This window comes from Bacillus sp. FAU20 (assembly GCF_056033865.1).
The window spans coordinates 174,041-195,631 of sequence record NZ_JBVYHY010000026.1 but is presented as its reverse complement, the minus strand read 5'-3'; the positions used below and the strand labels follow the sequence as shown (position 1 = coordinate 195,631).

The following is a 21,591-nucleotide window of genomic DNA, read 5'->3' as shown; positions in this document are numbered from 1 at the left end:
ATTTTCGGAATTTTGAGTATGATATAATATCCTCAAGAAACTATTATATACGGAGACGAGGAGAATTACAATGTTTGTTCAATCTGCATTGCATCAACTAAAAGTTGCTATTGATACTTCTATTTATATGCTTAACCAATATAGTGAAAACGATTTAAAAATACAACTTTGTACATAAGTCTTTACATCCCGTCCAAATGATTCGTATCATTAATGAAATGCACCGTTTTTTGTTCACCCTCAATTTCAATTAAACTTATTCCCGTATCTCCCATTTTGAAATAGTAGTCCATTGAAATTGGCATTTTGAAAAATGCACGTAATAGACTATTAATTACGCCTCCATGGGCAACAATTGCAATTCGGTCATATGTATTCTCTGTCACGATTTTAGAAAAGATTCCTTCTATTCTCATTCGAAACTCAATAAACGATTCCCCGTTTTCAAAACGATCATGAAGAAACTTTGGTTCTGGATATTTCTTTGCTTCTTCAAATGATAAGCCTGCTTGCACTCCATTATTAAACTCCATTAATTCCTCTTCTAATTGAATTGGACAACCAATTGCTTCTGCTAATGTTTCACCCGTTTCACGAGCGCGTTTTAATGTGCTTGCCCAAATGAAATCTGGTGCAAAATCTTTTTTCACTTTCTGTACAAGTTTTTGTACTTGTTGTCTCCCTTTTTCAGTTAACTCAAAATCAGCTCGTCCTTCATGCACATGTAAAATATCAGCTTCTGATTCTCCGTGGCGTATTAGTAGTATTTGCATGTTTCTCTCCCCCTTTATTTAACATTCATAAAATTCCATTATATCACATTTTAAGATTCCAAAATAAAAAAGGAACGGTCTCCCGTCCCTCATCCATTCACTTTTTCCGCATCATTCCAATAATATTTACTAAACGCTTCTGTTAACACATCAATTGTGTTATATAATTCATCTAACGTATTATCAACACCACCAACTTCAATTAACATCGCATTTTTCGATAAATCTTGATTATAAACGCCATTTCCATCTTTTTTATACTTTGGAAAAATCCCTCTACTTAATCCGTAATAGTTTTCATCTAAATAACTATTGATCGCTCTTGCAATTTTTTCATTTTCAGCACGGCCTTCATTTTCCATCCCAATTATAAAATATAATCTTGCATACGATTTTCCGTTAATTACTTTTGTTGTTACTTTCTTACGCTGATCGTCACGGTGTATATCAATCGGAAACGCAATTTTATTATTTTGTGCTAATGCCTCTTTTACATATTCATGAGACGCTTTATATGACTGATACCATACCCACTTTTTACTCGCTAATAAATCACCCATATTCGTTTTATCATGAACTACCGGAATTCCTTGTCCTTCAAGTTGCTCTTTCATACGTTTCCCTAGTAAAGACACATTTACATCTGGGCTAGATGGATCAGTTGCCCCTGGTAATAATGGAAAGAAGGATTCCCAGCTATGTGTATGATAAATATATACTGCACTTTCACCTTTTTTCGCTCCGTTCTTTTTCTGAACCGGATTATTCTTTTCCGCTTCTGTAACTTTATCTTTTGCTATTTCACGTTCTTTCGTTACTTCTTCAATCGGTACACTAGATTCATTTGGGATATTCGTCAAGTTTGTCCCTTCCCCAGCTACGATAATATTAGAATAATACTTTGACATACCTGGTACTTCTTTACCGACGAATGTTCTTAAATCTTTAATTTTCAAATCTGTCGCGATAGAGAACATTAAATTCCCAACTGACTCTCTTTTATTCTTCTTAAAATAATCAAATCCGTAATAGCGATTCTCACTTTCTATCATTTGAACAAAACCTTGCATCGATACTTTTCCAAACCATTGATTTGCATAATTCGATTTCATTGTATGTAAAAATGACGTCAAAATCGACGCTATCATAATTACTATTAGCGCATATAAAAGGAGTAACGAAATCAGTTTCTTCCCATGTATTCGAGTTGCATACTTTTTCACTGCATCACCTTCTTTATACATGGATATGTACAAGCTTTTCGGAATATACGCAAAAAAAAGAGAAATGGTATCCCATTTCTCTTCCTCACTTTTATTGTTCTTTTCCTGTATCATTTGAAGGTAGTTTCTTCGCTTGTTTTTCTTTAAATATTTCTCCAATTGCCCCAAGAGTACCAAGTGTTTCAATTGCATTAGACGGAATAAAGACTTTATTTGCTGGTCCTTTTGCAACTTCAGCTAATGATTCAAATGATTTGTAAGCAAGTATACGCTCATCCAAATTCGCTTCACGAAGCAATTCAATACGATTTTGTTCTGCTTTTGCGATTTCTTCAATTGCTCGTGCTTCCCCTTGTGCTTCTAATTCTTTTGCTTCTTTTATACCTTCAGCTTCGCGAATACGCGCTTCTTTATCCCCTTCAGCCATCAAGATTTTACTTTGCTTTTCCCCTTCAGCGCGAAGGACTTTATCTTGTTTTGCTGCTTCAGCTTCTAAAATAATCGCACGTTTATTACGCTCAGCCTTCATTTGTTTTTCCATTGATGCTTGCACATCTTTTGGCGGGTTAATATCAACAACTTCGACACGTTCAATACGTACGCCCCATTTTTCTGTTGCTTCATCAAGCGCTAAGCGGATTTCTGTTGAAATTTTTTCACGACCAGATAACGTTTCATCTAGTTCCATTTTACCGATGATTTGACGCATCGTTGCTGAAGTAATATTACGAACACCATATTCATAGTTTGAAATACCATATGTCGCAAGTTCTGGTTCAACAATTTGATAGAAAATAATTGTATCAATTTCTACTTGAACATTATCTTTCGTAATTACCTTTTGCGGTGGTACATTCGTTTGTTGAATGCGTAAGTCATGATATACACGAACACGATCTACAATTGGTATTAAAATATTTAACCCTGGGTGCATGATACGTTGAAACTTACCAAATCTTTCAACAACCCCAACTTTTTGCTGAGGAATAATTTTAATTGTTAATGCGATAAATGTAACTACAATTAGTGCGAATATAATCGTTAACGTTAATGCTACCATATTTATTCACTCTCCTTTTTCACTTGTAATATAGTACTATGTCTCTTTATAACAACGACTTTTTCTCCAGCATCAATTGAAGAATCTGCAATAGCTGTCCAAGTATCTCCATCCACTTTCACAATACCATTCGCTTCATTTGTAATCGCTTGCATAACGATCCCTTTTTTACCAACAAGCATATCTACTGTATCAGTAAATCCTTTTGCTTCTCGAAAGTTTTTTGAAATTCTTTTCGTAAAGAATGTCAAAGTTAAACTTACAATTGCACCAACAGTAACTTGTAACAGTAGTGCATCAGGAGCAAACAAAGCAATAAGACCTCCGACAACAGCTCCAATTCCAAGCCAAAGCATGTAAAATGTAATCGACAACATTTCTGCGATAAATAAAATACCAGCTATTATAAACCAAATTACCCAAGCAGCCATATGCAACCCTCGCTTTCTTTCTCATTTTCTATATGTATATGAAGAAAAGAATGGTTTATCCGCCCTTTCTTACACTCGGGCGTTCGCTACAAGCTATTGTACATATTCACTGTTACAATGATCATTAATATAATACTATATCAATATATTCTTCATTATACATGAAAATCCCTTTCAAAAAGTGACAAAAAATTAAATTCTTTAAAAATTTTAATTTTTAAATTACAATTATTCTAATTACTAAATACTATTTTTTATAGAGGTGATATTCTTATTGAGAAACCTGTCACTAATCTACTATTTAGGTTCAAAAATATGCATTACTCTCGCTGACATCGTATATGTAATGATTATTACAACTCATATTTATATAGCAACTAAATCAGCTACTATTACTGCTCTTTTTCCATTATTACAAGTTATCACAAATCTAATTGCTAACATCTCTGCACCACTTATAATAAAACGTTTTCCATCTTATACGTTGTTATATACGCTCCAATGGCTGAAAACAGTCTTTTTACTATTATTAATGATTTTGTTCCCGGTCTTATCCACAAACATTATAGCTCTATTAACTTTTATTTTTGTCATTTCATTATGTAGTGGGTGGAGTGCTCCATTATTATATGGTATTCTTCCGCGCCTTACACCGAAAGAAAAATTAGTAAAAGTAAATAGTATCTTTTCCTTTTCAACACAAATTGTGCAAGCCGTTGCTTATTCATTTACGAGTATTGTCGTTCTTCTCATTGGTGCTACTTCTACACTCATGATTAATAACATTTTAATGATTTTCGGATGTATTGCATTACATTTTTCATTACGTTCCATACATACTGAAAGAATAGCAGATTCTCCCTCTTCCAAAAGTACTATTTTATTGGAAGGTTGGAAACTCCTATTTCAAAATCCTTCTCTCCGTACCGTTACATATATGGACTTAATCGAAACTTTCGCAGGGACAATATGGATTGGTGCTATTACGATGGCATACGTTACGACTATCCTTCATAAAGGCGAAGAATGGTGGGGATATATTAATACAAGTTATTATGTTGGCACGTTAATCGGTGGTCTATTAGCATGGAAAATGAGTTCCTATATTCAAAACAATTTAATACGATCTATGTCGATTGGCTCTCTTATATTTAGCATTCTTACATTTTTATACGGTATGACGAGCAGCGGATTTATTGCGCTTTTTCTATGTGTTCTAATGGGACCATGTTATCAAATTAGAGATATTTCCCAAACGACTGTTTTACAATCAAGTGTCGCCCCTGCTTTATTATCCAAAATGTATACAGCACATGGTGCACTTCTTTCAACAGCCTCTGGACTATCTATGCTTAGCATTGGCATTATTACTGATATGTTCGGTGTTCGTACAATTTATATCATCGCTTCTATTCTTATTTTATGTTCCGCTTGTTTATCTTTTAGTTTATTAAAATATCATAAGACAGAGCAGAACGATATTTCACTTTAATCACTAAAACAAAGAGGACAGGGATTCCTGTCCTCTTTGTTTATTCTATTCATGATAAGTTGGGGATTTTTCTATGCTTTGTCGCTTGTTCAAAAGCATAACCTAGCTTAATTAATATCCCTTCACTAAAGGCAGTACTTGCAATCGTAATTCCAAAAGGTCTCCCGCTTTCCATATACCCAGCTGGTATTGCTATAGACGGATAACCCGCTTTCGCACATATAGTAGAACCTATATAGGAAGGAAACAGTATCGCATCAAGATTATATTTTTCCAATGCAAAATCAATGCCTTGTTCTTGAGAAAAATATATATCTTCTAATCTCGCATTTAAATATTCTGGATTTCGTAACGTATTTGGAAAGTCTTTTCTTCCCTCTAACTTAGTTTGTCCATATTTTAAAGCTCTTTCTGCTATGTTTTTATTAAACTCCATTAACTCCGAAATAGAATGTATCGGAATAGTAGAAGGTAATTTAGAAAGATAGTTATCTAAACTATGCTTCAGTTCATAAAGCGGAACTCCCCAACTCCATTTTCTATGAAAAGAAGGAATATCAATATTTTCTACTACTGTCGCTCCTTCATTACGTAATACTTGGATCGTTTCCTTAAACAAGTTTTCATCATACTCACCATTTTCGTAATAATCTTTTGATGCAGCGTTAAACACACCAATCTTCGCTCCATTTAAGCCATTAACATCAAGATATTTTGTATAATCATGCTCTCCCCTACCTTCACTTCTATGAGTAGCAACATCTTTCTCATCTACCCCAATTAAACTCCCTAGCAAAATAGAAGCATCGGTTACCGTTCTAGCAAATGGTCCAGCTGTATCTTGCGAATAAGTAAATGGAATAATTCCTCTACGACTAATTAAACCGACAGTCGGTTTAATACCTACTACAGAATTTTGAACAGCGGGGCTCAAAATAGAAGCATCGGTTTCTGTCCCAACAGATACTACTGTAAAGTTAGCAGCAACTGCTATCGCAGATCCTGTACTAGATCCGCCAACAAACATAGGGTCCTTGCCCGTTCCGTATGGATTGATTGTTTGACCACCTCTTGCACTATATCCAGCCCACATTTCAAAAGACATTGCATTTGCTAATTCTGTCATATTTGTTTTTCCTATTATCACCGCTCCTGCTTCTCGCAGTTGAGTAACGAGAAATGCATCTTCACTGCTTATATTTTGTTCTAGAGCTATTGTACCTGCACTTGTATGCATGGAGTCATTCGTTTCAATATTATCCTTAAGCAAAACAGGTATTCCATGTAATGGACCCCTTATACCTTTTGTCTTTCTTTCATAATCTAACGCTTCTGCAATAAAAATTGCATCTGGATTGATTTCTAAAATTGAATTGATTTTCGGTCCGTCTTGATCATACTTTGCGATTCTATAAAGATAATACATCACTAGCTCTTTTGAAGTTAACTTTCCTGATTCCATTTCATTTTGAATATCTTGAATTGTTAATTCCTTTTTTAAGATTGGATTAAACTGAATTTCCATTTATATTCTCCCTTATATGAAATTTTTTAGCGTATACCCCTTACTTTTTCATTTTTTTCACCTCAACACATCCTAAATTAATATTCCTTTAAAGAAATTCAATTTCCTTATTTAAACACCTTTAATTTCCCGAAAAATAAAAAAAGTCTGAAACGGATTAACCTTCGTTTCAGACTCTAACGTTACTGTGTGTATATTTCATCTAATAAATGTAAAAACTCACCTTGTTTCCCAGCTAATTCAGGGCATTTTGCAATATCAACCCATTCGTAGCAAAATACTAATCCTTTATCTTCCTCATCAGCACTTACAATATGTTCCCAAGTATCCTTTACATCTGTTAGTAAAGTAACATGGAAAAAGTGGCGTTTTTCATATTCCTGTTTTTCTTTCATATGTATGATGTAATCTGCTAAAAAACGTTCTATGCATAAATGACGCAATCCGGATTCTTCCTGTACTTCACGCAATATAGCCGCTTCTAACGTTTCACCTTCATCAACCGTTCCTCCTGGCACTTGAATACCAGCTTCATGTATATCACGATGTTTAAAAACAAGTAATTGCATAACCCCCTCTTTTTCTCTTGTAATATATGCATGTACTTTTTTCTTATATAACATCGTCATTATACGTCTCTCCCCTCAATCATTTACTCTGTTACTTCTTCAAGCGTCAGTTGATTATCATACAAATATGTAGCTTGTGGATTTCCCACATACCTTACGTGCCATGGTTCATACCGATAGCCCGTAATCGTTTCTTTCGCTTTTGTGTATCGAATCACAAAACCAAATTTATGGGCATTTTCAGAAAGCCACTGACCTTCTTTCGTTTCCCCAAAAACCGTCTCTAACTGAAATTTAGCAGATTGAGACGTAATATCCATAGCTAATCCAGTTTGATGCTCACTTGTGCCAGGAACCGCGCTAGACATTGCTGTTTTTGCTTCCCCATCTTGTTTTTTATACATCGTATTTAATGCTTTTTGTCGATCAAAGGATCTAAATCCAGAAACTGCAAAAAGAAAAATACGCTCGTTGTTAGCTTGCTGGAACATTTCCTCAAGCGCCCTCGCTGCCTCTTTTCTCATCTTTTTCTTTTCTTGATCACCTTCACTAGAGTAGCGCACTTTCGGAATAACTAAATCTGGCGGTCTATAACCATCTGGTAAACGCCTACTTTTATTCACAAGTACAAGCATTGAATTCGGATTATTAATTACCGCAATATCCCCATCCATATTAGCAATCGTTTCTTTCGCTTTCGGAAATATGCTATTTACACTTACTTCCCGCGCTTGCTTATCCTTATACATTTTATAATTGATTCCTGCTACTCCAACAATAATTATTGCAGCTACGATACCGAGTAGTGCCCATCTTTTTTTCATATAACGACCTCTTATTTTAATAATTTGGCCATTTCATACTCATCGATTTCCTTTCCATCGATAATAAGAGCAGCTTTTTTGACACCTTCTTTCTCAAATCCAGCTTTTTTATATAGTGTCTGAGCTCTTGTATTGTGGGCCATTACTGTTAATTCTAAACGCCATACATCATGTAATTTTGCCCACTTCTCAACCTCTTTAAACAATCTCGTCCCAATACCTCGCCCGTTATACTCTTGCAAAATACCAATTACAATGGTTGCCACATGTCTCTTTCTTTGAATGTTATTTCCATTCACTAATATAAAACCTACTATCCTCTCATCTTCAACTGCTACAAATATTGTTGCATATTCATTTTCTATAAAGCGATGGATTATTTTTTCTTGTTGCTCAGCTGTAGTTTTTCTTTCTCCTGGTTCATATAACATAAACTTCGTTTCTTCATCTAATTGCTTACTTAATTGTAAAAATGATGCTGCATCTTCTATTTCGATCTCCCTAATCACTTCAATCACCCTACCAGTTTCATAATAAAAAGTTTTCCTTATAAAAAGATTTTCTCTACTTTCTCGAAAATCCCTTTGTAAATCTCCTACTATAAATTGACAAATTTCGATATTACTATAACACCGACAAATTATGTCTATTCTGTGACGTCTCACCATTACAAAGAAAAAACGCAAGCATTACACTTACGTTTTTCCAAAATTGAAGTGAGCTAATAATTATCGATAGATGTCCTGGCTAATTCACGTTTCACTTTATCCATTCACTTTTTCTGCCTGCCAAAAATATTCACCAAATGCTTTAGCAAGTGCATCAATTGATCGATTCAATTCTTCCTCCGTATTATCTACACCGCCAACTTCTATTAATATCGCTTGTCCTGATAGGTCTTGATTATAGATTCCATTTCCTGTCTGGAACCCTTTTTGAATGACCCCACGACTCACTCCTGGATATTTCTTATTAATCGCCTCATGTAAAGCTGTCGCTAATTGTAAGTTTTTTTCATAGTTTTTATTTCCTTTCCCTACTACAAATGCAAGCTTTGCATATGATTTATCTCCAATTGTTTTTGTCGTTACATTCTTTCGGGCACTATCACGATGCAAATCAAAAAAGTATTGAAGATCTTTATTTCCAGCCATAGCTTGTTGCACAATTTCTCGTGACATTTTATACGAACTATTACTATTTAAACCTTTACTTATTAACTTTTGACCAACATCACTCTTATCGTTAGTAGCTCCAATCCCTTCACCTTCTAGTTGTTCACGGAAACGGTCTCCTAACATAGAAATATTCGATACAGAACTCGTTGCTTTATTCGGATTCGGGTCATTCGTTAAGTTAAGTAAAGGTAAATAAGATTCCCAGCTATGTGTATGATAAATAAACGCAACTTGTCTCTTTCCAGTCGTTTGGGACGGCTGTTTTTTCTCTTTATTCGTATCTTGTTTAGGTGCTTGTCCAGTTCCACTAGTCCGTTCCTTCACTACTTCTTCAAGAGGAACACTCGACTCTATCGGTAAGTTAGAATAATTTGTACCCTCACCCGCAATAACAATTTCAGTATCGTACTTACCGAACCCGGGGAGCTCTTTCCCGACAAAACTGCGTATATCATTAAAGCGAATATTTGTAGCCATAGAAAAGAGAAAAGAAGAAATTGAAAAATCTTGATTCAAATTTCGATACTCCTGTGTAAAATAATGATTCTCTTTTCCAAGTACATACATGTAACCATTCATCGATAACTCATTTAACCAATTATATAAATACGTTGACTTCGTCTCTTTCATAGAGGTTACCATCAGACTAATAAGAAAAAAAGTCGCTAGCACTGTAGTAATAACAAATAAAACTAACTTACGCATACTTGTAAACTTCATAAAAAAAAAGCCCCGATTCATACTATCACCTCTCTATTTCAAGTTATGTACAAGCCCTAGAGAATAGACCGTTAAAATTTCGGCTATATTGTTAATGAGGTGAAATGAATTGAAGCTATTAATAGGAATATTACCAATCGCTCTATCATTCATTTTTTATTTGTCCGCTAAGCATCCAAAAATCTCTATTGTGCTACATATTTCTGCGTACTTGGCACTTTATGTACTCGGTATAATTATTTCCATTAATATATACGATGTTTTAATACAAGATTTAGTTTTCATGACGAGCATTCATGGAATTTTACTGAATCCATTTTTCCTTATTGCAGGAGCGTATATAGGAACATACACTTTGTACCTACTTTTGTCTCACATTATTATGAAAATAAAAAATGGAGCGTAATGAAATGCAACCACCATTTATCTGTCATACATGCAAAAAAAGAATTGTGAGAAAGAAAGATCTTATTACAGCCACATGGTACTTCCGCTTTTATTTATTTCACAGTGATTGTTATAAAGGACAGCAAGTGTTCATCTCACGATTTCTCCCTTTGAATACACTTTTCAATTTCTTTCTTATTGTATATGGACTTATTTTTGGCAGTATTCTTATGATTACAGAACCATCTATTATTTGGCTGACTTTCTTTTTCCCCATTTTTTATCGGTTTCTTTCTTATTATTATGTTGAACGTTTTTTCTCTACATAATGCGCAGACTGATCTCTCGGAATACTTAAACATTCCCACTCATTTTCTTTTAACATCTTCCCAATGTAAATAATCTGACCAATATGCAATGCATAATGAGAAATTTGCCTTTCAATTGCTTGCATGACAGTATGTTCTTCACCGCGAATGTATACCGTCTTCAATAAGTGTTCCGGCGTTAAAGTATTTATCGTATTAAAAACATATTTCCATCCTTCTTGCCAAGCTATAATGGCTTCTTCTTTTGAATGATAGCATCCCTCAAATTCACCATCTCGATTACGATCTGTTTTTTCACCATCAGACGTAAAAAAATCCGTCCATCTAGAACGCATATTACCGTGCAGATGCTTAATAATAATCGCTATACTATTTGTTTCTTCATGAGAAGACCATTGTATTTGTTCATATGATAATTGAGAAAGTGCCCGTTCTCCTTGTTTCTTTATTGCTTTAAAGTTCGAAATCGCACATTGTAAATATTCTCGTCCGATATCCATATTAGCCCCTACCTTCACCCTAGCTAATTTTTGTTCCATTTGGCAATTCCATATTAGGCTGAAGCAACACTACATCATCAGCTTCAGGAACGCCGCCAAGCACAAGCACTTCTGATTTGAATCCAGCTACACGCTTTGGTGGAAAGTTTACAACAGCAACGATTTGTTGACCGATTAACTCTTCTGGACTATACCTTTTCGTAATTTGAGCACTTGACTGCTTTATCCCGATTTCTCCAAAATCTATTGCTAGTTTAATCGCTGGTACTCTCGCTTCTTTAAATTCCTCTGCATGTATTACAGTTCCAATTCTCAAATCCAAATTTAAAAAATCTTCAAAATTAGCCATTTATCATTCCCCCCAATTATTACTTAGACAAAATACAAAAATCCCCTTTAAAAAAAGAAAGGTGCCTAAGCACCTTTCTTTTGTAATTCACTTGATTCATTTGATTTATAGAAGAAGAAACCGAGAATCCCGCCAATACATGATGGAATTAACCATCCGATTCCTTCGTTATATAACGGTAACATTTGTAGTACATTAGAAATCGCGTCAATTTTAATTTTCGCACTTTCTAAACCGTTAAAGAAACTAATTAACAATGCACCTAAAATAGCTCCAATATAAATTGTATTACGCTTCCCAATCCACTTATGGAAATACGAAAGTACGATTAATACAATTGCAACTGGATAAATAATCATTAACACAGGTAATGTTACTGCGATTAATTGTGTTAAACCTAGGTTAGATACAATTAAACTAAATACACATACCATTGTTACAATCGTTTTATGCGAAAGTTTTGGGAATAAGTTTGTAAAGAAACCCGCACACGCAGATGTTAACCCAACAGAAGTTGTTAAACAAGCGAGTATAATAACAAGCCCTAATAAAATTTTACCACTCGTCCCATATAGCTCATTTACAACATTCGTTAAAATAAGACCACCGTTTTCTGAGATACCAAGTGATGTGCTTGTTGAACCAAGATAAGCAAGTGATAAATAAATTAACGTTAAACCAAGTACAGCGATAATACCTGATACTACTGTTATTTTTGCAATTTGACTACTCTCTTTTATCCCTTTAGAGCGGATAACTTGGACGACGACAATTCCGAATACGAGCGCGCTAATTGCATCCATCGTTAAATATCCTTGAATAAATCCACCAAAGAAAGCATTTTCTTTGTAAGCAGCTAACGGCGTAGCTGGCTCTCCAATTGGATCAATGATTGCCTTTCCGACAATAACAGCGACAATTAATACTAATAATGGTGTAAGAAACTTTCCAAACCAATCCACTAATTTAGATGGATTTAATGATAAATACCACGTTATTCCGAAGAAAACTATCGTGAAAAGAAATAGCATGTACCACTCTGAAACCATTGCCTCTGATAAAAACGGCTTCATACCCATTTCAAACGAAACAGCTCCAGTACGAGGAATCGCGAAAAATGGTCCAATTGCTAAATAACTAATCAATGGGAAAATAAACGCAAATATAGGGTGGACTCTAGAAGATAGCGCTTTCAAGTCCCCCTCTACAAACGCGACAGCTGTTACAGCTAGTAGGGGTAATCCGACTCCCGTTACAAGGAATCCTATTGTAGCAATCCAAACATTCTCTCCTGCTTGTTGACCTAAAACTGGCGGAAAAATTAAATTTCCTGCTCCTAAAAATAATGCAAATAGCATTAAACCAATTGCTACCGTATCACCTGGCCTTAAACGTCCCTTCATGCTCTTTATTTGCATAGCACTTTTTCATTGTTTATCTCTATATTTTACAATATGCTATGCATCCTCCTCTCTGCTCAAGATGATAAAATATGCCCCTTACAAAGCAGTGTCTTTCTCCATAATTTCTCCATTCCCCTTATTTTTACTCTAATCATTATTACAATTGCTGTTTTGAATTTTGATTTTTTTGAATTTTTAAATCATTAGAGTGTTATTACGTGGAGTATAGTTGTCAGACCTCTTTGTTTTTATCACACATATAGTAACATATTTAGTTGCAAAATAAAAACATATTTTCAAATTGATTTTTTTGAAAATCAAAATTATCTACATTTTTATTCTCTTACACAAATATTGTTACAATCTCACCTATTATCCTATCGTTATTTTCAAATAACTTTACACACGTAACATAACAAAAGCCATCCATAATTGAAGTGCCGCAAAAGGGAATCTTGAGAATTCGCTTTTCTATTAATAAAAAAGGGTAGTGTATGAATACATAAGATTCATATACTACCCTTTTTATTATGATAACACTTTCGTCATAAGTATGTGCGGAATGCCATCTTCCATAAATATATCAGAAGAAGTTTGATAGTCTAATTTTTTATAAAATCCTTCAGCTTGTGTTTGACCGTGTAGCTTCACTTTTGTAGCTTGTTCGTTACGAGCAATTTCTTCTAACGTTTGAATGATGACTTTACCTAATCCGTATGTACGATAATCTTTTAAAATACAAATACGTTCTAATTTTCCGACACCATCAACAAATCGTATACGCCCTGTGCCTACAGGAAGATCATGATAATAAACTAAAATATGTTTACATTGCTCTCCGATTTCATCGAATGTATCGAATTCATCTGTAAGAGGAACACCTTGTTCTTTTACAAATACTTCTTTTCGAATATGAAAGGCAGTTTCTAAATCAGTAAGTTCTGTTATAAGTTTGGATTGCAAAATGTTCAGTCCTTTCTTATGTAATCAGTTTGCGTTTTCCTAGTATATCATAATAAAGCACTATTAAGAGAAGAAGAACATACTAAAAAGCCAACTTTAAAAAGTTAGCTTTTATTACAATTTCTTTATCCCATTTTTAGTGCCAATAATTGCTGTACTCGTCATACTTATAAACAACCCTGTTTCAACTACACCAGTAATCATTTTTAATTGGGTGTGTAAATGGGCAGGATTAGAAATATGATTAGGGAATATACAATCGATAATCATGTTATTGTTATCGGTTATATAGGTTTCATTATTTTTTAAACGTAACGTTGTTTGACACCCTAAAGACTGAATTTTATTTTCGGTTTGTTTCCATGAAAAAGGGATGATTTCAACAGGTAATGGAAAATTACCTAAATGTGTTACAAGTTTCGATTCATCAGCAATGATAATTAGTTCTTTAGAGGAAGAGGCAACGATTTTTTCACGAAGTAATGCACCGCCACCGCCTTTTATAAGCTGTAAATTTGAATCAATTTCATCCGCTCCATCAATTGTAAGATCAAGACTTTGTACGTCGTTTAACGAAAGTAGGGGGATATTTAGTTGATGTGCTAATGCTTCAGTTTCCTTTGATGTTGGTACAGCTTGAAATGATAATCCTTCTTTTACACGCTCACCTAATTTTTGTATTGTCCAATATACAGTAGAACCTGTACCAAGCCCAATCTTCATGCCATCATTTACAAAGTTAGCGGCATATTCGCCAGCGAGCTGTTTTAAATTCATCTCTTTATTCCGCCGGACGCGGCCCGGCATCAAGACCTGAATTTTCAACTGTAAGTACCGGACGAACGACTATATCTTTATGTACGCGCATTTGACAAGATAATCGTAAATGATCTTCAATCCCTTTTTCCGTCATTGCATGTTTCTCATTCGCACTTGCTTCACAGAAATCACCTGCTAGTATTTCTACTCTACAAGTTGTGCAACGTGCATTCCCGCCGCAACGATGAAGAATGTTGACACCGCTATCTTCAATTGCTAATACTAACTTTGTTCCTTCTTTCACATCAAAAGTTCCCGCACCTTCAATTGTTAATTTTGGCAAATTTGTTCCTCCTCACGTAAAATTGTACATAACATATTTATGACCGCGAATTATTGAACATAAACATTATTTTTTATATCCCCGTAACTTTTTTTAATGTTGAATCGTTTATTAAGTAAGCGCTGAAAAGGAGTGGTTATTTTGTGCACAAAAGTAACTCATGTTTTAAAGAATCATATCGATATGAATCATTCAAATATAAACTTTTTAATTGAACAATATGGAGAGTTAAAAAGATACTGTACTTTTTTAACGAAAAACAAATGGGATGGGGAAGATCTCGCCCAAGAAACAGTGTGTAAAGTGCTTCAAAAATATAGAAATAAAGATATTTGTATGACACTCGTCTATAAAATAGCAAGAAATCGTTGGTTAGATCAGATGAAGTCTAAGTCTGTTTATGAAAAAATAAGAGAACAAATCACATTTGAAGAACCACATGAGAACATTGCAGATTTGCATGAAATGGTAGGGAAAGTATTGTCTTCATTAAATGTACAGCAATCCGCAATTTTATTATTAAAAAATGTTTTTCAATATAGTATCGCTGATATTGCTAAAGTGTGTTCTGTATCAGAAGGTGCAGTGAAAGCTTCTTTATTTCGGAGTAGAAATAGGCTGAAAACTGTAAGTGAAGAAGGGATTGAGATAGTCGAATTCACAGAGGATATTGAAGTTGTTGTAACATCTATTCGTGAGGAAAGACCGGAATTATTAACGAAGCTTCTTCCGACAATAGATTTTACTAAGTTACCATCTAAACAGCCAGTCTTATTATTTAATGTGAAAAAACCTTCTTCCTACAGTTATATGCTTTACGCAGCATAATAATTATTGGAGGGATATAAAATGAATGCAATTCCATATGTAGTGGAACAAACGAAATTAGGAGAACGTTCTTATGATATATATTCAAGGTTATTGAAAGACCGCATTATTATTATCGGTTCAGAAATAAATGATCAAGTAGCGAGTAGTGTCGTAGCGCAATTATTATTTTTAGAAGCGGAAGATGCCGAGAAAGATATATTTTTATACATCAATAGCCCAGGCGGCTCAACGACAGCAGGTTTTGCCATATTAGATACGATGAATCTCATTAAACCAGATGTGCAAACGTTATGCATGGGATTTGCAGCATCATTTGGTGCATTGTTATTATTATCAGGTGCAAAAGGAAAACGGTTTGCACTCCCTAACAGTGAAATTATGATTCATCAACCGCTTGGTGGTGCACAAGGTCAGGCAACAGAAATTGAAATCACAGCAAAAAGAATATTAAAGTTAAAGCATGATATTAATAAAATGATTGCAGAAAAAACAGGCCAACCGATTGAAAGAGTAGCACATGATACAGAAAGAGATTATTTTATGACTGCAGAAGAAGCGAAGGCATATGGGATTGTAGATGACGTTGTTACGAAAAAATAAGTTAAAAATAGGCTAGAGGATATGCTAACCCTCTAGCCTATTTTTATTAATCTTTTACCCATTCATCAACTAGCGCTTGATTCTTCTTAATCCATTTTCGCGCCGCTTCTTCGGGATCTTTCGTTTTATTTAACTGGACCATTAACGTACCAAGCTGTTCATCGTTCATCTTCCATTTGTCAAAGTATTTTATGATATCCGGATGGTCTTTTTCGAAACCTTTACGAACAGAGTAATAAATGTCATCTTTTTCACCATATACTTTCTTAGGGTCTTTTAAATATTTCAAGTCAAATTCCGAAAAGCCCCAATGTGGATTCCAAAGCGTAACAGCGATTGGTTTCTTTTTCGTATATGCTTTCTTTAATTCACTCATCATCGCAGCCTCAGAAGATTGGACAAGTTTTAGTTTAATATCATATTCCTTCATTGCTTTGTTCGTTAAATTCATAAGACTACTACCGGGTTCGATTCCGACAATTTTGTTATCTAGCTCACCTTTATGTGCATTTAAATCTTCGATACTGTTAATGTTTTTCATATAAGAAGGGACGACTAGGCCAAGACCAGTACCTTCATACCATTTTGATTTTAAAACAATATCATCTTTATAACGATCGTTTAGCGGTTTATCCGTAACGGGTAGCCACACTTCTAAATTAGCATCAACATCACCGCGAGCGACACCAGTCCAAATTGCGGCTTTTTCTAAATACATAAGTTCAACTTTGTAGCCTTTTTCTTCTAATAAAACTTTCCACATGTTTGCGGTTGCAATATTTTCTTTCCAACTTGTTACACCAAGTTTAATTTTTCCTTTCGAATTTGCATTTGTTGCATTACATGAAGTGAAAATCATAGTAATAAATAATGCAAGGCATATAAACCAAATTTTCTTTCGCATCGAAAACCTCCTAAGTAACGTTTGCCTTATAAAATAAATGTATAAGTAAGCATTCTTATTATGAACGGAAACGAGAATTTTAAAGAAATCTTATGAATGTCATTTTTATGTAATATTTCTTTGTAAAATCGCAACACTATGTGAATAGATGGGTAGAAAAGGAGTAGTGACATGGATAATACAAAGGTGCGTGTTGAAAACGTAACAAAAGTATTCGGGAAACATCCGCAAAGAGCCCTTTCCTTATTAAAAGAAGGAAAAAGTAAATCGGAAATTTTAAAAGAGACAGGAATGAACGTTGGGGTGAAAAAAGCAACGTTTGAAGTTTACTCTGGAGAGATTTTCGTTATTATGGGTTTGTCTGGTAGCGGGAAATCTACGCTAGTTCGTATGTTAAATCAATTGATTAAACCAACTGCAGGTCATATATACATAGATGGTGAAGACATCGCAACGATGGGAAAAGAAGAGTTACGGAGAGTAAGAAGAACGAAAATGAGTATGGTATTTCAGAAATTCGCTCTATTTCCGCATCGTACAGTTATACAAAATGTTGCATATGGTTTAGAAATTCAAGGAGTTCCGGTTGAAGAGCGAGAGAAAAAAGCGTTAGAATCGCTACAGTTAGTAGGACTCGATCATCATAAAGATAATTACCCAAGTCAACTTAGTGGTGGTATGCAGCAGCGCGTTGGAATCGCAAGGGCACTAACGAATAATCCAGATGTATTACTAATGGACGAGTCATTCAGTGCATTAGATCCACTTATTCGAAAAGAAATGCAAGATGAATTGTTAGAGTTACAAGATAAAATGGAAAAAACGATTATATTTATTACGCATGATTTAGATGAAGCGCTTCGAATTGGAGATCGTATCGCATTAATGAAAGATGGAGAAATTGTCCAAATTGGAACACCAGAAGAAATTATGATGAGCCCCGCTAATGAATTTGTAGAAAAGTTTGTTGCGGACGTGAATTTAGGAAAAGTAATTACGGCTGAGTCTATTTTAAAACGACCAGAAACTTTATTAATTGATCGTGGACCTCGTGTAGCCCTTCAAATTATGAGGAATGCAGGTGTCTCAACTGTATATGTTGTAAACAAAAAGTATGAGTTTTTAGGTATATTAACTGCGGATGATGCGAGTAAAGCAGTACAAAAACAGTGGCCGATTGCTGATTTATTACTTAATGATATTCCGCATGTGTATTTGGATACTTTACTGGAAGAGACATATGCAAAAATGGCAGAGATGAAATATCCGTTACCAGTAATCGATGAGAAGAAAAGGCTAAGAGGAATTATTAAACGTGAAAGTGTCATTCAAGCTCTTGCAGGAAACATTGAGGAAGAGGTGAAAGACGATGAATAGTATACCGCGGATTCCATTAGGGGAATGGGTCGACTCATTTGTTGCAAGTTTATATGAGCACCTTGAAGGCTTATTCCGAGGATTCTCTTATATTATCGGCGGATTCGTTGATTTACTCACTAATTTTTTAACAATAATACCGGCCATATTGATGATTATCATCCTTTGTTTCCTCATTTGGTACACAACGAGAAAGGTATCTTTAATTATTTTTACACTGATCGGTTTATTATTTATTTTAAATATTAACTACTGGGCACAGACGATGCAAACATTAGCACTCGTACTTACGTCTGTTATTATTTCAATTATTGTCGGAATTCCAATTGGTATATTAGCATCTCAAAATGAACGTTTCTCAAAATTTTTAAAACCAACATTAGATTTTATGCAAACAATGCCTGCATTCGTATACCTTATTCCAGCGATTACATTTTTCGGAGTAGGTGTAGTACCTGGAATTATTGCATCAGTAATCTTTGCAATGCCACCGACAATTCGTTTTACTGACTTAGGAATTAGACAAGTTCCAGAAGATTTAATTGAAGCAGCGAATGCGTTTGGATCCACGGCATCACAAAAACTATTTAAAGTACAATTACCACTTGCAACCGGAACGATTATGGCTGGTGTGAACCAAAGCATTATGCTTTCGTTATCGATGGTTGTAACAGCATCACTTGTAGGAGCTCCAGGACTTGGAGTTGATGTATATCGCTCTGTAACACAAGTTAATATCGGAATGGGATTTGAAGCTGGATTAGCTATCGTAGTAATCGCAATTATATTAGATCGAATTACACAAGGGTTCCATACGAAAAGAAAATAATGAATAAAAAACACACTTTTATAATACAAAGTGTGTTTTTTATTGCATCCAGATCACATACGAACGATAACAGAACCTCCAGCTGGTGCACAAACTTGGTTTTTTTGTTGTTCCATTGATTTAATTAATTGATTATTTTCCTCGATTAATGAGATTAATTTAGTTAATTGATTTTCAAGACTTGCAATACGCTGCATCATATATTGTGAATCATGATGCAATGTATTCCTTGCGGGATGAGGGGAATAAACATACTGTTGATTTATATTTGGATTCCAATGAGGATACATTTGAATCGTTCCTCCTTCAATAAATTACGAAGCTTTCTTATAGTAAATGCCTATGTATAATTAATAGTTACTTGAAAATTTTCCAATATAAAAGGAGTATGTACAGAAAATGGAAAATATTATATGTGACGTTACAGTACATTTTTGGGAAATATTTAAGCGAGATAGTGCGTATATTAATACATTCAAGTAAATGTATGTTATTTAGGGAGAAATGATGGGAGGAGATGTAATTTTGGCTAAAAATAAAAAAAGAAATGATGCTTTGGCAATAGGTGTCGGTATAGGGGTTGTAATTGGTGTATTTCAAGGGCACTTTACAAATAATTTAGTAATCGGAATTGTGATTGGGATTATAATTGGGATTGCGTTTTTGAAGAAATAATGAGATGTAAATTCATTTCAAAAATTATTGTATAAAAAGAATGAAAATTCGGAATGCGAAACCTGTTTTTCCTTTTTTTGTGATATTATATATGAAAAGGAAGGTGATGGATATGTCAACAAATAATCAAGTAGAACAAAACTGCTTCATTTGCAAAAAACATAAAGGAAATATTATAGTTCCAGGTGGAGCTATTTACGAAGATGAACTCGTTTATGTTGGACATGTCCATTGGAATAATGAAGAAACATACCTTGGTTATGTCATGATAGATATAAAAAGACATGTACTTGGCCTTGCTGAATTAACGGATGAAGAAGCAAAAACGTTCGGACTTATAACAAGTAGGGTAAGTAAAGCGTTAAAAGAAAGTGAGGGAGCAGAACATATTTATGCTTTTGTTTCAGGGAATGGTGTACCACATATGCATATGCACATCATACCGCGTTATCCAAATACACCCAAAGAGTTTTGGTCACCGACTGAAGTAGCGAAATGGAATGGTGCGCCATATGGTGACGCAGAGAAAATCCAAAAACTATGCGAAAGAATACGAAAGTATATGGTGAGTGAATATGCATATAACAAATAATAGACAATATTCATGGGTTGGAAATACAGACATGTGCTTAGGAGAAATTTCAGTTAAGCAATATGGTGATATTGTACTTGGTAAATACGGCGGGAATATAAGCGCCGGAGCAAAAAAGAACGAAGATGGCGCGTTAGTTTGGTCAAATGGTGATTGGGAATTTGCAGCTATATTAGATGGACATAATAGTGCGGAAAGTGTTGATTTAGTAGTAAATACAATCGAAAAAGAATATGAAAATATAAAAGTAATTTTGAATGAACCAATTAATACAGTGTTTCAATCTGTTGAAAATCATATACTGACAATTTTTCAGGCATCTTCATTTAAGGAAAAGTGCAAAAAAATTAAAGGTGAAACAGCTTGCTTACTATGTGTAAGGAAAGAAAATTATATATGGTGGCTTTCTATCGGTGATTGTTTAGTGTATGTATTTCATGAAGAGTTACATAAGTTAGGACAATATGCATTAAATCAACGTCATTTTTACGAATGGATTGGAAATGTAAACACATTTGATTTACCTGTTCCTTGCTATTCATCAGGTATTCGTGAATTACGTACTGGAAAGAACCGAATTGTAATGGTGACAGATGGAGTATTAGAATGCGGGGAACGCCGATATGAAATACCTGTAAATTTGTATAATACTATTAACAGAAATGATAAAACACTTAAAGAAAATATTCACAATGTTTTAGAACACGTGCATCATCAGTTGGGACGTGATAGTGCGACTATAATTAGTTGGGACGTTGAAAATAAAGAGAATGTTACGTATCCGAGTGATCAGCCGGAGAAAATGAAAGTAAGAAAATAAAAGGATAGGTTTTTTTGTCAATTAGAAAAATAACTCTATTAATTTTATGAGTACTATCTACATTCATTTTGAAAAAATAGCAAGAAAAAGGTTATACATCCCGAAGAAAAGGATGGGAAATAGATTGTTGTTGTA

General features: G+C 34.4%; 27 protein-coding genes and 1 pseudogene. 11 read left to right on the top strand and 17 right to left on the bottom strand.

Going from position 1 to position 21,591, the window contains the following annotated elements:
* Positions 1-70: 70 nt before the first annotated feature.
* Positions 71-166: pseudogene (locus AC0OM3_RS22905) on the top strand (DinB family protein); the annotation flags it as partial.
* Positions 167-182: 16 nt separating this feature from the next.
* On the opposite strand, the gene AC0OM3_RS22900 reads toward AC0OM3_RS22905, so the two are convergent.
* The 4 genes from AC0OM3_RS22900 to AC0OM3_RS22885 form a co-directional block, all read right to left on the bottom strand.
* Entirely contained in the window at positions 183-773 is a 591-nt protein-coding gene (locus AC0OM3_RS22900; protein ID WP_001166446.1) for a histidine phosphatase family protein, read from the bottom strand.
* Between the two features lie 89 nt (positions 774-862).
* Entirely contained in the window at positions 863-2,110 is a 1,248-nt protein-coding gene (spoIIP, locus tag AC0OM3_RS22895; protein ID WP_000613903.1) for a stage II sporulation protein P, read from the bottom strand.
* Positions 2,088-3,056: an SPFH domain-containing protein gene (locus tag AC0OM3_RS22890; protein ID WP_000226252.1), complete on the bottom strand. Its 969-nt coding sequence runs from the start codon at positions 3,054-3,056 to the stop codon at positions 2,088-2,090. Before AC0OM3_RS22890 ends, spoIIP (AC0OM3_RS22895) begins: the two co-directional genes overlap by 23 nt.
* 2 nt (positions 3,057-3,058) lie before the next feature.
* On the bottom strand, positions 3,059-3,487 hold the full coding sequence (locus tag AC0OM3_RS22885) for an NfeD family protein (RefSeq protein WP_000741974.1): 429 nt from the start codon (positions 3,485-3,487) through the stop codon (positions 3,059-3,061).
* A 274-nt stretch (positions 3,488-3,761) separates the two neighbouring features.
* On the opposite strand from AC0OM3_RS22885, the gene AC0OM3_RS22880 reads away from it, so the two are divergent.
* Positions 3,762-4,979 carry an MFS transporter gene (locus AC0OM3_RS22880; protein WP_001245221.1) on the top strand — a complete coding sequence of 406 codons (1,218 nt, stop codon included), beginning with the start codon at positions 3,762-3,764 and terminating at the stop codon, positions 4,977-4,979.
* A gap of 49 nt (positions 4,980-5,028) precedes the next feature.
* Here AC0OM3_RS22880 and AC0OM3_RS22875 read toward each other — a convergent pair whose 3' ends face one another.
* The 5 genes from AC0OM3_RS22875 to spoIIP (AC0OM3_RS22855) form a co-directional block, all read right to left on the bottom strand.
* The gene (locus tag AC0OM3_RS22875) at positions 5,029-6,504 is read right to left on the bottom strand and encodes an amidase family protein (protein ID WP_474213103.1); all 1,476 of its coding nucleotides are present in this window, start codon (positions 6,502-6,504) and stop codon (positions 5,029-5,031) included.
* Positions 6,505-6,686: 182 nt separating this feature from the next.
* A complete protein-coding gene (locus AC0OM3_RS22870) occupies positions 6,687-7,133 on the bottom strand; it encodes an NUDIX hydrolase (RefSeq protein WP_474213102.1) in 447 nt (148 codons plus the stop codon).
* A 23-nt stretch (positions 7,134-7,156) separates the two neighbouring features.
* Positions 7,157-7,897, bottom strand: a complete 741-nt coding sequence (locus AC0OM3_RS22865; RefSeq protein ID WP_000747650.1) for a M15 family metallopeptidase — start codon at positions 7,895-7,897, stop codon at positions 7,157-7,159.
* A gap of 11 nt (positions 7,898-7,908) precedes the next feature.
* Positions 7,909-8,406, bottom strand: coding sequence for a GNAT family N-acetyltransferase (locus AC0OM3_RS22860; RefSeq protein WP_000617569.1), 498 nt, complete (start codon positions 8,404-8,406; stop codon positions 7,909-7,911).
* Positions 8,407-8,661: 255 nt separating this feature from the next.
* On the bottom strand, positions 8,662-9,816 hold the full coding sequence (gene spoIIP / locus AC0OM3_RS22855; protein ID WP_001079281.1) for a stage II sporulation protein P: 1,155 nt from the start codon (positions 9,814-9,816) through the stop codon (positions 8,662-8,664).
* Positions 9,817-9,904: 88 nt separating this feature from the next.
* On the opposite strand from spoIIP (AC0OM3_RS22855), the gene AC0OM3_RS22850 reads away from it, so the two are divergent.
* Together AC0OM3_RS22850 and AC0OM3_RS22845 are read left to right on the top strand one after the other, a co-directional pair.
* Positions 9,905-10,201 (top strand): hypothetical protein, encoded by a 297-nt coding sequence (locus AC0OM3_RS22850; protein ID WP_000770727.1) that lies wholly within the window; start codon positions 9,905-9,907, stop codon positions 10,199-10,201.
* A gap of 4 nt (positions 10,202-10,205) precedes the next feature.
* Positions 10,206-10,511 (top strand): hypothetical protein, encoded by a 306-nt coding sequence (locus tag AC0OM3_RS22845; RefSeq protein ID WP_002163956.1) that lies wholly within the window; start codon positions 10,206-10,208, stop codon positions 10,509-10,511.
* Here the strand turns inward: AC0OM3_RS22845 and AC0OM3_RS22840 are convergent.
* The 6 genes from AC0OM3_RS22840 to AC0OM3_RS22815 all read right to left on the bottom strand — a co-directional run bounded on the left by AC0OM3_RS22840 (position 10,484) and on the right by AC0OM3_RS22815 (position 14,828).
* A complete protein-coding gene (locus AC0OM3_RS22840) occupies positions 10,484-11,050 on the bottom strand; it encodes a DUF1572 domain-containing protein (RefSeq protein WP_000435826.1) in 567 nt (188 codons plus the stop codon). The two genes, AC0OM3_RS22845 and AC0OM3_RS22840, sit on opposite strands and share 28 nt — an antisense overlap.
* Positions 11,031-11,360 carry a chaperone CsaA gene (gene csaA / locus AC0OM3_RS22835; RefSeq protein ID WP_001263019.1) on the bottom strand — a complete coding sequence of 110 codons (330 nt, stop codon included), beginning with the start codon at positions 11,358-11,360 and terminating at the stop codon, positions 11,031-11,033. The genes AC0OM3_RS22840 and csaA overlap by 20 nt, the downstream gene beginning before the upstream one ends.
* A 65-nt stretch (positions 11,361-11,425) precedes the next feature.
* Positions 11,426-12,763, bottom strand: a complete 1,338-nt coding sequence (gene brnQ4, locus AC0OM3_RS22830; RefSeq protein WP_000678504.1) for a branched-chain amino acid transport system II carrier protein BrnQ4 — start codon at positions 12,761-12,763, stop codon at positions 11,426-11,428.
* 528 nt (positions 12,764-13,291) lie between these two features.
* Complete coding sequence (locus AC0OM3_RS22825; RefSeq protein WP_001190880.1) at positions 13,292-13,726, bottom strand: GNAT family N-acetyltransferase; 435 nt, start codon at positions 13,724-13,726, stop codon at positions 13,292-13,294.
* Between the two features lie 114 nt (positions 13,727-13,840).
* Entirely contained in the window at positions 13,841-14,503 is a 663-nt protein-coding gene (gene rpiA / locus AC0OM3_RS22820; RefSeq protein ID WP_001049985.1) for a ribose 5-phosphate isomerase A, read from the bottom strand.
* A gap of 4 nt (positions 14,504-14,507) precedes the next feature.
* A complete protein-coding gene (locus tag AC0OM3_RS22815) occupies positions 14,508-14,828 on the bottom strand; it encodes a 2Fe-2S iron-sulfur cluster-binding protein (protein ID WP_001125388.1) in 321 nt (106 codons plus the stop codon).
* Between the two features lie 141 nt (positions 14,829-14,969).
* On the opposite strand from AC0OM3_RS22815, the gene AC0OM3_RS22810 reads away from it, so the two are divergent.
* On the top strand, positions 14,970-15,656 hold the full coding sequence (locus tag AC0OM3_RS22810; protein WP_474213101.1) for an RNA polymerase subunit sigma-70: 687 nt from the start codon (positions 14,970-14,972) through the stop codon (positions 15,654-15,656).
* Positions 15,657-15,677: 21 nt separating this feature from the next.
* On the top strand, positions 15,678-16,259 hold the full coding sequence (gene clpP / locus AC0OM3_RS22805) for an ATP-dependent Clp endopeptidase proteolytic subunit ClpP (protein ID WP_000991610.1): 582 nt from the start codon (positions 15,678-15,680) through the stop codon (positions 16,257-16,259).
* Between the two features lie 46 nt (positions 16,260-16,305).
* Here clpP and AC0OM3_RS22800 read toward each other — a convergent pair whose 3' ends face one another.
* Complete coding sequence (locus AC0OM3_RS22800; protein ID WP_474213100.1) at positions 16,306-17,163, bottom strand: glycine betaine ABC transporter substrate-binding protein; 858 nt, start codon at positions 17,161-17,163, stop codon at positions 16,306-16,308.
* A gap of 171 nt (positions 17,164-17,334) precedes the next feature.
* Here AC0OM3_RS22800 and AC0OM3_RS22795 point away from each other — a divergent pair, with 171 nt between their 5' ends.
* Complete coding sequence (locus tag AC0OM3_RS22795; RefSeq protein ID WP_000370606.1) at positions 17,335-18,540, top strand: quaternary amine ABC transporter ATP-binding protein; 1,206 nt, start codon at positions 17,335-17,337, stop codon at positions 18,538-18,540.
* Positions 18,533-19,369, top strand: coding sequence for an ABC transporter permease (locus tag AC0OM3_RS22790; protein ID WP_001084769.1), 837 nt, complete (start codon positions 18,533-18,535; stop codon positions 19,367-19,369). Before AC0OM3_RS22795 ends, AC0OM3_RS22790 begins: the two co-directional genes overlap by 8 nt.
* Positions 19,370-19,422: 53 nt before the next feature.
* Here the strand turns inward: AC0OM3_RS22790 and AC0OM3_RS22785 are convergent, their stop codons facing one another.
* Complete coding sequence (locus AC0OM3_RS22785; protein WP_000283222.1) at positions 19,423-19,659, bottom strand: hypothetical protein; 237 nt, start codon at positions 19,657-19,659, stop codon at positions 19,423-19,425.
* A gap of 217 nt (positions 19,660-19,876) precedes the next feature.
* Here AC0OM3_RS22785 and AC0OM3_RS22780 point away from each other — a divergent pair, with 217 nt between their 5' ends.
* From AC0OM3_RS22780 to AC0OM3_RS22770, 3 genes are all read left to right on the top strand, one after another.
* Positions 19,877-20,044 (top strand): glycine zipper domain-containing protein, encoded by a 168-nt coding sequence (locus AC0OM3_RS22780; RefSeq protein WP_000508470.1) that lies wholly within the window; start codon positions 19,877-19,879, stop codon positions 20,042-20,044.
* Positions 20,045-20,135: 91 nt separating this feature from the next.
* On the top strand, positions 20,136-20,636 hold the full coding sequence (locus AC0OM3_RS22775) for an HIT family protein (protein ID WP_474213099.1): 501 nt from the start codon (positions 20,136-20,138) through the stop codon (positions 20,634-20,636).
* Entirely contained in the window at positions 20,620-21,456 is an 837-nt protein-coding gene (locus AC0OM3_RS22770) for a PP2C family serine/threonine-protein phosphatase (RefSeq protein WP_474213098.1), read from the top strand. Before AC0OM3_RS22775 ends, AC0OM3_RS22770 begins: the two co-directional genes overlap by 17 nt.
* Positions 21,457-21,591 lie beyond the last annotated feature (135 nt).